Annotated in this window: 11 protein-coding genes and 1 other RNA gene; 6 read left to right on the forward strand and 6 right to left on the reverse strand. The window is 57.8% G+C overall.

Annotated elements, in window-relative coordinates; all coding sequences use genetic code 11:
• Positions 1–73: 73 nt before the first annotated feature.
• Positions 74–2,770 (reverse strand): DNA gyrase subunit A, encoded by a 2,697-nt coding sequence (gyrA, locus tag CSE6_RS00210; RefSeq protein ID WP_034358983.1) that lies wholly within the window; start codon positions 2,768–2,770, stop codon positions 74–76.
• A 229-nt stretch (positions 2,771–2,999) separates the two neighbouring features.
• On the opposite strand from gyrA, the gene ompA reads away from it, so the two are divergent.
• From ompA to CSE6_RS00235, 5 genes are all read left to right on the forward strand, one after another.
• Positions 3,000–3,644: an outer membrane protein OmpA gene (gene ompA, locus CSE6_RS00215; protein WP_003067660.1), complete on the forward strand. Its 645-nt coding sequence runs from the start codon at positions 3,000–3,002 to the stop codon at positions 3,642–3,644.
• Positions 3,645–3,727: 83 nt separating this feature from the next.
• Complete coding sequence (gene ubiG / locus CSE6_RS00220) at positions 3,728–4,441, forward strand: bifunctional 2-polyprenyl-6-hydroxyphenol methylase/3-demethylubiquinol 3-O-methyltransferase UbiG (protein WP_003067659.1); 714 nt, start codon at positions 3,728–3,730, stop codon at positions 4,439–4,441.
• Between the two features lie 5 nt (positions 4,442–4,446).
• A complete protein-coding gene (locus tag CSE6_RS00225; protein WP_034379006.1) occupies positions 4,447–5,106 on the forward strand; it encodes an HAD-IA family hydrolase in 660 nt (219 codons plus the stop codon).
• Between the two features lie 19 nt (positions 5,107–5,125).
• Positions 5,126–5,502, forward strand: a transfer-messenger RNA (tmRNA) gene (gene ssrA, locus CSE6_RS00230).
• Positions 5,503–5,720: 218 nt separating this feature from the next.
• Positions 5,721–6,971 carry an integrase arm-type DNA-binding domain-containing protein gene (locus CSE6_RS00235; RefSeq protein ID WP_012837638.1) on the forward strand — a complete coding sequence of 417 codons (1,251 nt, stop codon included), beginning with the start codon at positions 5,721–5,723 and terminating at the stop codon, positions 6,969–6,971.
• 1,732 nt (positions 6,972–8,703) lie between these two features.
• Here the strand turns inward: CSE6_RS00235 and CSE6_RS00250 are convergent.
• Positions 8,704–8,886, reverse strand: coding sequence for a hypothetical protein (locus CSE6_RS00250; RefSeq protein WP_123974922.1), 183 nt, complete (start codon positions 8,884–8,886; stop codon positions 8,704–8,706).
• Positions 8,887–9,063: 177 nt separating this feature from the next.
• Between CSE6_RS00250 and CSE6_RS25965 the strand changes: the two genes are divergently transcribed.
• Positions 9,064–9,201 carry a hypothetical protein gene (locus CSE6_RS25965; RefSeq protein WP_019043395.1) on the forward strand — a complete coding sequence of 46 codons (138 nt, stop codon included), beginning with the start codon at positions 9,064–9,066 and terminating at the stop codon, positions 9,199–9,201.
• Positions 9,202–9,453: 252 nt separating this feature from the next.
• On the opposite strand, the gene CSE6_RS00255 is transcribed toward CSE6_RS25965, so the two are convergent.
• From CSE6_RS00255 to CSE6_RS00275, 4 genes are all read right to left on the reverse strand, one after another.
• A complete protein-coding gene (locus tag CSE6_RS00255) occupies positions 9,454–10,104 on the reverse strand; it encodes a hypothetical protein (protein ID WP_012837641.1) in 651 nt (216 codons plus the stop codon).
• Between the two features lie 305 nt (positions 10,105–10,409).
• Positions 10,410–11,534, reverse strand: a complete 1,125-nt coding sequence (locus CSE6_RS00265; RefSeq protein WP_012837642.1) for a porin — start codon at positions 11,532–11,534, stop codon at positions 10,410–10,412.
• A gap of 123 nt (positions 11,535–11,657) precedes the next feature.
• Positions 11,658–11,972: a tripartite tricarboxylate transporter substrate-binding protein gene (locus CSE6_RS00270; RefSeq protein ID WP_122974738.1), complete on the reverse strand. Its 315-nt coding sequence runs from the start codon at positions 11,970–11,972 to the stop codon at positions 11,658–11,660.
• A gap of 12 nt (positions 11,973–11,984) precedes the next feature.
• The gene (locus CSE6_RS00275; protein WP_012837644.1) at positions 11,985–12,959 is read right to left on the reverse strand and encodes a tripartite tricarboxylate transporter substrate binding protein; all 975 of its coding nucleotides are present in this window, start codon (positions 12,957–12,959) and stop codon (positions 11,985–11,987) included.
• Between the last annotated feature and the right edge of the window lie 147 nt (positions 12,960–13,106).

Below are 13,106 nucleotides of genomic sequence, written 5' to 3' on the forward strand. Positions count from 1 at the left end.
AAAACATTGGGCCACGGGCATGGGGCCATGCCCGTGGCGTCCGGTCCGTATCGGGGCAGCCGGGGCTGGCCGATCAGGAGGCGTCGCCGGACTCGGCTGCGCCTTCGGCGCTGGCACTGCCGGATTCATCGGCTTCGCCGTCCTCGCCGGCATTGTCGTTCGCATCATTTTCGACGATGCGCTGCAGGCCGATGAGCTTGGCACCTTCGTCCAGATTGATCAGCGTCACGCCTTGCGTGGCGCGGCCCAGTTCGCGGATTTCCGCCACCCGGGTGCGCACCAGCACGCCGGTGTCGGTGATCAGCATGATCTCGTCCTCGGGCGCCACCAGGGTGGCAGCCACGACCTTGCCGTTGCGCTCGGACTGCTGGATTGCAATCATGCCCTTGGTGCCGCGGCCGTGGCGCGTGTATTCGCTGATGGCCGTGCGCTTGCCGTAGCCGTTTTCGGTGGCGGTCAGCACGCTTTGCGAACCCGCCACCACGTTGCCCGTGCCGTCGTCGGCCTCGGCGACCAGCATGGCGATCACGTTCTGATGCTCCTCGATGTTCATGCCGCGCACGCCGCGCGCATTGCGGCCCATGGGGCGCACATCGTTCTCGTCAAAGCGTACCGCCTTGCCGCCGTCGCTGAACAGCATCACATCATGCTTGCCGTCGGTCAGCGCAGCGCCGATCAGGTAGTCGCCCTCGTCCAGGCCGACAGCAATGATGCCGGCCTTGCGCGGGTTGCTGAACTCGGTCAGCGCCGTCTTCTTGACGGTGCCCATGCTGGTGGCCATGAAGACGAAGTGATCTTCGGGGAAGCTGCGGTTTTCGCCGGTCAGCGGCAGCACCACGTTGATCTTCTCGCCTTCCTGCAGCGGGAACATGTTGACGATGGGGCGACCACGCGAGCCGCGCGAACCCGAGGGCACTTCCCAGACCTTGAGCCAGTACATGCGGCCACGGTTGGAGAAGCACAGCAGATAGTCGTGCGTGTTGGCAATGAAGAGCTGGTCGATCCAGTCGTCTTCCTTGGTAGCCGTGGCCTGCTTGCCGCGGCCGCCGCGCTTTTGCGAGCGGTACTCGGACAGGGGCTGGCTCTTGATGTAGCCGGTGTGCGAGAGCGTCACCACCATGTCGGTGGGCGTGATCAGGTCTTCGGTGGACAGGTCTTGCGCGCTGTATTCCACGGTGGAGCGACGCTCGCCCTTCTTGGACTGACCGAATTCGGCCTTCACAGCGTTGAGTTCTTCACCAATGATGATGGAGACGCGCTCGGGCTTGGCCAGGATGTCCAGCAGGTCTTCGATGACCGACATGACGTCCTTGTACTCGGCCACGATCTTGTCTTGCTCAAGGCCCGTCAGGCGTTGCAGACGCATCTGCAGAATTTCCTGGGCCTGGGTCTCGGAGAGGCGGTACAGGCCGTTTTGCTGCATGCCGAATTCGACTTCCAGGCCCTCGGGGCGATAGTCGTCGGCATTGACCACGCCGCCGTCGGTGCGCGTGCGGGTGAGCATCTCGCGCACCAGCTTGCTGTCCCAGGATTTTTCCATCAGCGCGGCCTTGGCCACGGGAGGTGTGGGAGCGTTGCGGATGATGGCGATGAAGTCGTCGATATTGGCCAGTGCGACGGCCAGACCTTCCAGCACATGGCCGCGGTCGCGCGCCTTGCGCAGCTCAAACACGGTGCGGCGGGTCACCACTTCGCGGCGGTGCTCCAGGAAGACCTGGATCAGATCCTTCAGGTTGCAGAGCTTGGGCTGGCCGTTGACCAGGGCCACCATGTTCATGCCGAAGGTGTCTTGCAGCTGGGTCAGCTTGTAGAGATTGTTGAGCACCACCTCGGGCACTTCGCCGCGCTTCAATTCGATCACCAGGCGCATGCCGGACTTGTCCGACTCGTCCTGAATATGGCTGATGCCCTCGATCTTCTTTTCGTGCACCAGCTCGGCCATGCGCTCCTGCAGCGTCTTCTTGTTGACCTGGTAGGGCAGCTCGTCAACGATGATGGACTGACGCTGACCCTTGTCGATGTCCTCGAAGTGGCACTTGGCACGCATCACCACGCGGCCACGGCCGGTGCGATAGCCTTCCTTGACGCCGTTGATGCCGTAGATGATGCCGGCCGTGGGGAAGTCCGGTGCGGGAATGATCTCCATCAGCTCGTCGATGGAAGCTTCGGGGTTCTGCAGCAAATGCAGGCAGCCGTCCACTACCTCATTGAGGTTGTGCGGCGGGATATTCGTGGCCATACCCACGGCAATACCCGAGGAGCCGTTGACCAGCAGGTTAGGCAGGCGGCTTGGCAGCACCAGCGGCTCCTGCTCGGAGCCGTCGTAGTTAGGGCCGAAGTCCACCGTCTCCTTGTCGATGTCGCCCAGCATTTCATGAGCGATCTTGGAGAGGCGGATTTCCGTGTAACGCATGGCGGCGGCGCTGTCGCCGTCCACCGAGCCGAAGTTGCCCTGGCCATCGACCAGCATGTGGCGCAGCGAGAAGTCCTGTGCCATGCGCACGATGGTGTCGTAGACCGCGCTGTCGCCGTGAGGGTGGTACTTACCGATGACGTCACCGACGATACGCGCCGACTTCTTGTAGGGGCGGTTCCAGTCGTTATTGAGTTCGTGCATGGCGTACAGAACGCGGCGGTGCACGGGCTTGAGGCCATCACGCGCATCAGGAAGCGCCCGGCCCACGATCACGCTCATGGCGTAATCGAGATAACTGCGACGCATCTCCTCTTCAAGGCTGATGGGCAGAGTTTCTTTAGCAAACTGGGTCATGTCTAGTGATACTTTGACGGCTGGAAAACAGCCATTTTAGGTCGAATGGCGTGTGGCAGCAGAGCAACATAACTGAGGAATTACATAGCTGTACTACTTGTTGGTGCCTAGTTGACAACACTCTTGCATGTTACGTATGGCACAATCATTTCAACGTTTTTGGTGATGGTCACTGATGACGTCCACAGATTCGCAGCCCTGCTGCGGCTTTTTCCCCAAGAGGAGAACCATGAAGAAACTGAACAAAGTGGCGATGTTGTTTGCCTCTGCTGCCCTCGTGACAGCCGCTGGCGCACAAGTGAAGGCTGCTGACGGTGGCAAGACTATCGACAACTGGCAAAACGGCACCAGCGAACTGGTGTGGAAGAACGGCACGAACGAACTGTGCTGGCGCGATGCCAACTGGACTCCTGCTACTGCCGCTGTTGATTGCGACGGTGCTCTGAAGGCCCAGGTTGCTGCTCCCGCTCCCGCCGTTGTGCCTCCCGCTCCTGTGGCTCCCCAGCCTGCAGTGGCATCTAAGGTTACCTACTCTGCTGACGCTTTCTTCGACTTCGACAAGTCCGTGCTGAAGCCCGCAGGCAAGGCTAAGCTGGACGACCTGACCGGCAAGATCAAGGACATCAACCTGGAAGTCATCATCGCCGTGGGTCACACTGACTCCGTGGGCTCCGATGCTTACAACCAGAAGCTGTCGGTGCGTCGCGCTGAAGCTGTGAAGGCTTATCTGGTGTCCAAGGGCATCGAAAAGAGCCGCGTGTACACCGAAGGCAAGGGCGAAAAGCAACCCGTGGCAGACAACAAGACTGCTGCTGGCCGCGCTCAGAACCGTCGCGTGGAAATCGAAGTTGTGGGCACCAAGGCTGCTCAGTAATCTTTCGATTGCTACACAAAAAGCCCCGGCAACGGGGCTTTTTTTATGCCTGATTCATTGCTGTAATCGCGGACAATTGCCTCATGAGCAACACTATCAATGCCGACCCGGCAGAACTGGAAAAATTCTCCAGCCTGGCCCATCGCTGGTGGGATCCCGAGAGTGAATTCAAGCCACTGCATCAGATCAACCCCCTGAGACTGGACTGGATCAATGCCCAGGCCCCATTGGCGAACCAGAGGGTGCTGGATGTGGGCTGTGGCGGTGGCATTCTTGCAGACTCCATGGCGCGCAAAGGGGCCAAGGTGGTGGGTATCGATCTCGCAACCAAGGCTTTGCGCGTCGCGCAGCTGCATGCTCTGGAGGCGGGAACGCCCAATATTCAATACCATGAGGTCAGCGTCGAGCAACTGGCGCAGGAGCAGCCGGCAAGCTTTGATGTGGTGACCTGCATGGAAATGCTGGAGCATGTGCCCGATCCTGCGTCCATCGTGCGGGCATGTGCCCAGCTGGTCAAGCCTGGTGGCTGGGTGTTTTTTTCCACCATCAATCGCAATGCCAAGGCTTTTGCGTTGGCGATCGTGGCTGCCGAATACATGCTCAAGATGATTCCCAAAGGGACTCATGAGTACGCCAAGTTGCTGCGCCCAAGCGAGTTGGCTCGCTTTGCGCGCGAAGCCGGCCTGGATGTGCAAGGCAGCAAGGGCATGGAGCACAACCCGATCTCGGGCCGCTATTGGCTCAGCAATGACACCTCGGTCAATTACATGCTGGCAACACGCCGCCCGCAGGAGTGACAGCCATGTGGAAGCACGTTAGAGCCGTTCTTTTCGATCTGGATGGCACTTTGATAGACAGCGCTCCTGATCTGGGAGCTGCAGCAGACAAGATGCGTGTGGATCGCGGCATGCCGTCGTTGCCACTCCATGCCTACCGCCATATGGCTGGGGCTGGAGCGCGTGGAATGCTGGGTATTGCGTTCGGCATGACGCCTGACTCTGCAGGCTTTGCGGAAATGCGCGAGGAGTTCTTTCGCAATTACGAGCAATGCATGACCGAGCGTACCTATGCTTTTGATGGCGTGCCCGAGTTGATCCGGGCGTTGGAAGCCGGCCCGCTTCTATGGGGTGTGGTGACCAACAAGTCCATGCGCTTCACCGAGCCGCTGACCCGTCAGATGCCCTTGTTTGCTCAGGCTGCGGCCGTGGTGAGCGGGGACACTACGCCGCATTCCAAGCCTCACCCCGAGCCTCTGTTTGAAGCCGCACGACGCATGCAGATTGCTCCCGAGCATTGCATCTATGTCGGAGATGACGAGCGCGATATCCAGGCAGGTGCAGCAGCGGGCATGAAAACTGTCGCAGCACGCTATGGCTACCTGGGCGCGACAGCAGATACGGTTCACTGGGGTGCCGATGCACATATCAATTCACCGCTTGAGCTGTTGAAGTTGCTGGGATGAGGCTAGAATAGGCAACTAAGGGGCTGTCCTGGTTTCGACGTGGGTTCGGGACCGGTGCGGTGCATGTCGAGCTTGAGTGATGCTCGTAAATCTCCATTCAAAAAACTAACTGCAAACGACGAACGTTTCGCACTCGCCGCTTAATCCGGTGAGCCTTGCAACAGCACGCTAGTGGGCTGGGCAAGGGGGTAGCAATACCTCCCGGCTGCAAGGGAATTTACATTAGCTGGCTGGATACCGGGCTTCTTGGTATTTGGCGAGATTTTAGGAAGCTGGCTACCCAAGCAGCGTGTGCCTGCGGGGTTTGGGTGGCGAGATTTAAAACAGAGCACTAAACATGTAGATCTGTCCGGCGAAGGCTTACGGACGCGGGTTCAATTCCCGCCAGCTCCACCATCCACCTGTACAAAGGGGTTCAATGAAGTTCATTGAACCCCTTTTTCTTTTGAGAAATCAATGACTTATCGTCTTTTTATGTCTTAAGTGATTTCATTGCTGCCAATGCATAGAGGGGGAACAGTTGGGGGAACAAGCGGGGGTAATGGTAAATTTACCCACTATTGTTCCCCCTTTCCCCTCTGGGGGAGGCCTTTGTGAGAGGATTTGTTCCCCCTATGTTGACTGATGCACAGTGCCGAAACGCAGTTTGTTCCCCCGGTGCCAAGCGAGAGCGTTTTTCTGACGCAGGCGGCCTTTACCTTGAGGTCAGCCCTGCAGGCTCTCGACGCTGGTTCTGGAAGTATCGAAAAGATGGTAAAGAGGGGCGCCTGGCGTTAGGCCGCTATCCGGAAGTTAGTTTGACTGCTGCTCGGAAAGCTAGGGATGCTGCTCGGTTGCAGAAGTCAGAAGGCATCGACCCCGCTAAGGCACGCAAGCTGGAAAAATTGGTCAACCCAACTGGGGTAGCTGACACATTCAAAGCGGTGGCGCTGGAATGGTACGAAAAGCAGGTGCCGCGCTGGAGCCCAGGTCATGCTGAGCGAATGCATCGTCAACTGGAGCGCGACTTGTTCCCGTGGATTGGTGAACGGGAAATGGCGCAGATCCAGCCCATGGAGTTACTCGCTGTGCTACAGAAAGTGGAAGCGCGCGGGGCTGTGGAGACCGCTGACCGTGCACTGATGTTGGCGCGGCAGGTCTGGCGCTACTGGCTACCAACAGCCAGCAATACTCAACGTGACATCACCGAAGGCCTGAAAGCTCGATTGACTCCATATCGAGGCACGAACTTTCCTGCGATTGTGGAGCCCCAGCGCTTTGGGGAGCTTCTGCGAGCCATGTACGCCTATAAAGGTGGACCCTTTGTACGCACAGCTCTTTTGTTAGCTCCTTTGCTTTATCAACGCCCAGGTAATCTTCGGATGATGGAGTGGGCAGAATTGGATCTGGATGCAGCGCTTTGGAAGATCCCTAGCGCCAAGATGAAGCGTAGCGTGCAGGAAAAAGAAAATGGGGAACCGCATGTGGTGCCACTGCCAAAGCAAGCTGTGGCGATGCTGCGTGAATTGCTGCCGCTTAGTGGCCGTGGACGATATGTATTCCCTGGTCAACGTGACCACGACCGCCCAATGTCCGATAACTCTGTGCGTACAGCTCTGTACAGCCTGGGAGTTGGCGAAGAGCAAAGCTGGCATGGTTTTCGAGCGAGTGCCAGAACCATGTTGGTCGATCAGCTTGACCTTGATCCGCTGGCGATTGAGGCCAATCTGGCGCATGCCGTCAAGGATGCCAACGGACGTAGCTACAACCGGACGAAGTACTTGGCAAAGCGCTTCGATCAGGTTCAGCAGTGGGCTGATTACTTGGATCGCTTGCGCGAGGGTGCTGCCGTGATCGAGTTTCCACAAAAAAACAAAGTTATGTGAGACAAGCCAGCGAATAGGGCACTGGATTGTGTGTTATGAGTGGATGCTTTAGCAGCATGATTTTGCGCCCGCGACCGATCAATGTGTCGTACTACGCTTTTACGGCGACGCCTAAACCCCAGATCATGGAGCTGTTTGGGCGAACGGGCACGGACGGCACGCCCGTGCCCTTCCATGTGTATTCTGTGCGCCAAGCCATTGAAGAGAAGTTCATCTTGGACGTGCTGCGTGGCTACCCGTGCCCGGGGTCGGTGTTACCTCCAGTGAGCTTTTAGCTCCCCAGTTGCGTACCCCGGTACGCCGCGGAACGGATTCGCGCGCGCTTCTCGCTCAGGCCGGGGTGGATGAGTCAGTCATTGAGGCGATGTTTGCTGATGGCGTGGCAAGTGAGCCCTGAATCGCCCCGGGTCGGAGTGATTCAAAGCCACCTTTTGCTCTCCCACTGTACTGCACCATCTCGCAATCAAAGGTTGCGTGGTTGGGAGGCAACAGTAGAAGCTGAGGTGGTACCGGCGCTGACAGCCTACTGCCCCGGCCTGAAATGGTTATGTAGCCCGTGCACACTTCAATGAGGGATTGCCGGGTGACATAGCGAACCAGGTCGTCCAGTAGTTCTGCGTTCAGAATTTTCTTAGCGTATGCGGCTACGTATCGAGCCGCTCAATCCAGCAGGTGTCAGCTTCCTGGCCATGCACTTTTCGAGCGTCTCTGAATGTGGGGTTGTGTGGATGCAGCCCATATTTGATGAGGTCTTGTAGCATGGCCGTCCATCGGCGCATGCTTTGTCAAAACCCGTAAGCGCCTGCTGCATGCTTTTGACGGGACTCTGTGTGTACTGCTCCATCCAGGTCTGTGCGTTGTATGAGCCAAATCTACCGCGTAGGCCATTGTGACCACCGGAACTGATTCCGGGGCTCCATGAGGTATTGCCACTCAGTGCCAGCACGACGGAAACTTCAAGCTCGCAATTCTGGCTTTGCGGGTTCTCTTGCCGGCATCCGGCAAATGCCCCTTCGATGGCCGCGGCTGGTGTCTTGGCGCAAGCGCCACCCCAACGAGAACCGCCCGCGTTGCTAACTACAGCTCCCCAGGCCGGGCCAATGCACTCCCGGCCTGCCAAGAGTTGATAGGTGGCGGGGCGCAGATAACGGTCGTTTGCCCGAGCGGCTTGAACCCGAGCCACAGCCTCTTGTCCACTGGAGGCTGAAACCATAATGGGAGCGTCCTGTTCGAAGCCGCTCTCAACGACGAAATAGATGTTGCCGGGCTCCATGTCCGAAGGCCAAATGGGGCGCACGCTATCGTTGGCATTTGTCACTGGGCGCGCGGCCTTGCGGCCGCTCCCGTTGATATCCGGGGAGAGGGGATTCGCGCTGCTCGCCTGAGCTGACGGGCGTTCAGCGTCTTTCAACGGGTCGCAGTTTCTGCCCCGGGCTCGCTTGCATTCTGATGAAAGTTGGCGATACGAGTCGAGAAATTCTTTTTTGTGAGCCTCTGTGGCTTTTCCGCAGCCTCTGTTGGCGTATGCGTACAACTTCGCGGCACGCGCAGTGTTTACCTCAGGGGTATTCGGAAGGCTATTCATTCCCTCCAAATCTTTGGCCATGATTTCGCAGCCGTGAGGCGACGCATGAGAAATGTCATTTGAGGGGGATGCGTGAACTAGTAAGCCGGTCCAAAGCAATACTGCGATTGCAAGTAGGTAACAGACCCTCATCCTCATTGCCTCCAACTAGGAACGGCCAGAATCTAGCTGGACGTTTTGTAAACCAAATACCGCATTCATGGGAGCCCGCGGCGACCAGCGACTGGGCTGCAACTGGTGGTTCTTGGTGACCAACTCGGCCAGCATGCGGTTGGGGACCTCGGCCATCGCCGCGGAATCCATCGCCTGCAGCGTCTTGGGGTCGAGCATTGCGCGGTCCTGCATTCGAGGACCGATTGTGCGCAACCGAGGAGGCAGGAAGCCTCGGGCATATGCCGATTGCCCGGCGGCTGGAATCCGGCACGGGCGAACCGATGAAGTCCATAGGCACGGGCGGGGGCAAGCCTGGGAAGACCCGGAAGACCGACTCTCCGTCATCATCAAAAGATGAACGAAGTGTTCTCGGGAAACCTTTCAGATGCCGATTTCAAGGGCTACATCACCATGTTGATCGGCAAGATGGTTGATGACCCATCCCTTCAGGAGCAAGCGCAGGCCAACGATACGGTGGATGCCATTTGCTAATGGCGCATACGAAACCAAACTCAATAATGCAGTGGTGGACGCTTTAGAGAGTCATTACAGTATGGTCGATCAAGCTTTGCGACATGAAAAGGTGTTCAAGGGCTTGGCGAATCTGTTAGTGGCAGAGGTATATCGACAGTTGCGCGAACCTGTTTCCGCACATGCCACACGTTAATATAAAAAAAAAGAAGTGTATTCATGGATGCCCAGCGCACTAGGCGCTGGGCATCCATAACGGGTGTGCTTTAGGGCTCAGCCCTCGCTGAGTGCTCGCCAACCGTTCTCAGTCTTGCGCATGGTGATCTTGCCCTTCATCTGAAGCTGCTGATCTTGCAGCCAGTACAGGACGTCCTGTGCCTTGGCGGCATCGTTGCGGATCTGAAGCAGCGCAGGATACAAAAACTTGGTGGAGCCTCCATTCGGGCATCCTGCAACGTACATGGACCAGACGCTGTCTGTCACCTTGTTGTAGATGGTGTTCGTGGGCTGGTCGCGCTCTTGCTTTTGCCGTGCTTCCTGCTCCATCGCATCGAGCGCCTGCATCTTCTGGCGCAGGCTGCTTGGCAGCGGATGCTCGTTTTCCCACTGGATCAGCGCTTTCCGATATGCGTCTTCTTCCAGGAAACCCATTCCCGGTGGATTGTTGAAGTTGAAGTCTTCGCGACGGGGGGCGCTGCTGTTGTGTTCCTTGCGTAACGCCAGGATCTCAGTCTTGAGCGTTGCGATTTGCTGCTGGTCGGCCTTTCCGGCATCCTCCCAGGCTTTCACGCGGTCACGCTCCTCCTGGTAGGTCTGGCGCATGCGCTTCAAGGTGTCGGGGTCCTTGAGCTCGATGTCGTACGTGAATTCGACACGGTAATGACCATCCTCTTCATAGCCGTTGGTCTTTTTGATGTGCGTCACCTTGGCGTTCTCGCAGGCGGCGAACGCCGTCGCTATGTGGTGGCGGTGTCCCTGGACCCAGCCAGTCGTGGCGGTTCACGCTTTGTCCATCAAAAGCTGAGGGTCGGGGACGTCATCCAGATTAGCGGACAGCACAATCATTTCCCCCTGGTCGAGACTGCCTCCCATAGCGTGTTGGTGGCCGGAGGGATCGGCATCACGCCTGTTCTTGCCATGCTAAGGAGGCGGGATGCCCTGTGCAGGACGGCGCACCTCTAGGCGCAACAAAGCATTGAAAGGATGCTTTGTTGCGCCTAGGGCGGCCCTCAGAAGTTGTGCCGGACTCCCATGTAGATATTGCGCGAGCTTCCGTTCGCCGAGCCGACTAAAGTTGCTGGAGCTTGAGCAGTTCCGGTGCCCAGTACATACTGCGATCCGTTCTTGTTGGTAATCCGTGCGGCGCCAAAGTAGAGACGCGTTCGCTTAGACAGGTCATAGTCACCGCCAAGGGCAATCCAATTGGCATCGCGATTGCCAGTCGAGGTCGTGTAGTCGGAACGGTCGTTAACTCGAGTGAACTGGGCAATGGCGGTGAACGGCCCGAATGGCACGCGTACGCCAACGTTGGTCAGCCTGAACTCGCTCCTTGAAGTCCCAGGCATTCGGGCGATGGTGCCGGTGCAGGTGCTGCAGGAGTTCTTTTCAACCGTCGTACCGAAGAAAAACTTGGCGAAGCGGGCATCATAGGACCCCCCAAGCACCATTGCCGAGACCTTGCCTGAAGCAGCGTTGTCCGCGCCATCCTGCTGTTGGAAGCCAGCATTGAGGTCAAAGCTATCAACCTGATAGCGTGCAGATACTCCGTAACCGCGACCGATCGTCGCGGACTTCTCGCCAAAGGAATACTGCCCGCGCACCTCAAGGCCACCCCAACGTGGGGATACATAACTGATGGCGTTGTCCTGGCGCGCCGCTATCCCCATCGGCAACACCTGACGCTGCGTTGTTGTGTTGATGTTTCGGGTGAGCGACAGCAGCCCGCCCGCCCCCTCCCAGATGAAGGCATCCACATTACCCTGTACTGAATAGTAGGGCGTAGGAATGCGCCCCATCTGCACGGTACCGAGCCTTGTATCGCTGAGGCCAACCGATGCTTCGCGCCCGAACGCACGGCCGCCTTGGGCCAATGTACCTTCATCGAGATAGAAGCCTTGCTCTAGGCGAAAAACGGCGGAGAGCCCTCCTCCCAGGTTCTCTACACCTCGGAAACCTAGGTTACTACCAGCACTGCCGCCCGAATACACGCGACTGATGCTGGAGCCGCCCGAGCGGGGCGAGTCGACGCCGGAGTCCATGCGTCCATAAATGGTGACATTTCCTTGCGCGTTTGCAGCTCCGCAAACGTTGAGCAACACAGCGCATGCCACAGCATGCTTGGCTAGTCCGATCATTGGTGCCTCCTTCATTTTGTTTGGGGCCTTTGCCCCAATTCCTCTTCTTCACAATGCGCTTGATTCTTTACGGGCAGCCCTACGCGCAACCTTCCAGCATCCGCATGAGTGGCTGTTAGCTCATCACTCTGGTTGGACTTCTGCCCGTGTCAGCACCGCACGAGTTTGTTTGAGCTCTTCTTCGATGTTCTGGGCAAAGGTTGTTGGGGACTCCCTGGTCGGCAGCACGCCCAGCGTTTCCAGGCGCTGCTTTACGTCGGGCAGTTCGGTGACTTTGCGCAGGGCATCGCTCAGATGGGCGAATTCCGCCGCAGGCAAATCCCTGGTGGCCCAGAAGCCATAGATGCTCTTGGTCGCCACGCTCGGATCCCGTCCCTCGGCGGTGGTCGGAATGAGCCTGAGCAGGCCCGACAGCCGCGTTTGCGAGGTCGTCGCAATAGGCTTCCGGTTCTATTCCGGTTTCAGGTTGGCCAGCTTGGCCGCTGCAATGACCCGGCTATTTTCAGATGCGAGCTTTGCCGCCAACTCGGCAGGACCTCCAGCAATGGAGTCGACTCCTGCTTTTTCCAGTTTGCTCTTCACTTCGGGATCGTTGACGGCTTTCTTGACCGAATCGCTGATCCTGTTCCGATACGCCTCAGGCGTTCCTTTCTTGGCCAGCATGACCACGGTAAAGCCAAAGTCGAAGTTCTTGGCGTACTCGGAAATGGCAGGAATGTCCGGATTGGCCTTGCTGCGAGCCAAGGTGTTGGTCGCCAGTATTCTGGCCTTGCCACTTTGGACGAAGCCCGTCAGGTTCGGGGGGGAGGCGAATGTTATGTCGACTTGGTTGCCGATCAGTGCCGGAATGGAGGCGGAGCTACCCTTGAATGGGACATGCTTGACATTGATGCCCAGCGAATGGGCCATGGCCTCTGCCGTCAGGTGGTGGATTGAACCGATTCCGGAAGACCCGTAATTCAACTCGCCAGGATGCTCTTTCGCATATTGAATGAAATCCTGCATGTTCTTGAAGGGGGCGGAAGAGTTCGTTACCAGGAGCAGAGGGGCCACACCGACCAGGGAAACGGGATCCAGATCTCTCTGGGCATCGTACTTGAGGTTCTTGATAATGATCGGAGAAACCGCTAGCAGAGGGCCGTCCGTAACCAGGAGGGTATGACCATCAGCAGGGTATTGCTTGATGGCCGTGACGGCGACGCCGCCGCCGCCGCCGGGCTTGTTTTCGACAATTACCGGCTGCTTGAGGTCTGCCTGCATTTTCTCGGCTAGAACCCGGGCCACGGTGTCCGGCAGTCCCCCTGGAGCGTAGGGTATGACCAGCTTTACGGGCTTGTTCGGGAAATCGCTATCAGCATAGGCAAAGATTGACAACGCCTGGAGGGCAATTGCAGCCGATATTTTCAAGAAAGTTCCTCTTGTCATGACATGTCTCCTGATTTTTGTGATTTCTTACGGCACCGACGCCATCCGCTCATGTACCGGCATTAAGATGTCCGCACAATTCCTGTTTAAAAAATGACATGCACATTTGCAGCCAGCAGCAACGATGTCGGCATGCGGGCGACGCAG

It is taken from the genome of Comamonas sp. E6 (assembly GCF_001010305.1).
In the GTDB taxonomy this organism is placed as follows: domain Bacteria; phylum Pseudomonadota; class Gammaproteobacteria; order Burkholderiales; family Burkholderiaceae_C; genus Comamonas; species Comamonas thiooxydans.

Bases quoted from the DNA above. Each gene is read 5' to 3' on its own strand.
- CSE6_RS00235 (WP_012837638.1), top strand. From the start codon at position 5,721: ATGTTGACTGATGCACAGTGCCGAAACGCAGTTTGTTCCCCCGGTGCC.
- gyrA (WP_034358983.1), bottom strand. From the start codon at position 2,770: ATGACCCAGTTTGCTAAAGAAACTCTGCCCATCAGCCTTGAAGAGGAG.
- ubiG (WP_003067659.1), top strand. From the start codon at position 3,728: ATGAGCAACACTATCAATGCCGACCCGGCAGAACTGGAAAAATTCTCC.
- CSE6_RS00275 (WP_012837644.1), bottom strand. From the start codon at position 12,959: ATGACAAGAGGAACTTTCTTGAAAATATCGGCTGCAATTGCCCTCCAG.
- CSE6_RS00250 (WP_123974922.1), bottom strand. From the start codon at position 8,886: ATGCTCGACCCCAAGACGCTGCAGGCGATGGATTCCGCGGCGATGGCC.
- CSE6_RS00265 (WP_012837642.1), bottom strand. From the start codon at position 11,534: ATGATCGGACTAGCCAAGCATGCTGTGGCATGCGCTGTGTTGCTCAAC.
- CSE6_RS00225 (WP_034379006.1), top strand. From the start codon at position 4,447: ATGTGGAAGCACGTTAGAGCCGTTCTTTTCGATCTGGATGGCACTTTG.
- ompA (WP_003067660.1), top strand. From the start codon at position 3,000: ATGAAGAAACTGAACAAAGTGGCGATGTTGTTTGCCTCTGCTGCCCTC.
- CSE6_RS25965 (WP_019043395.1), top strand. From the start codon at position 9,064: ATGAACGAAGTGTTCTCGGGAAACCTTTCAGATGCCGATTTCAAGGGC.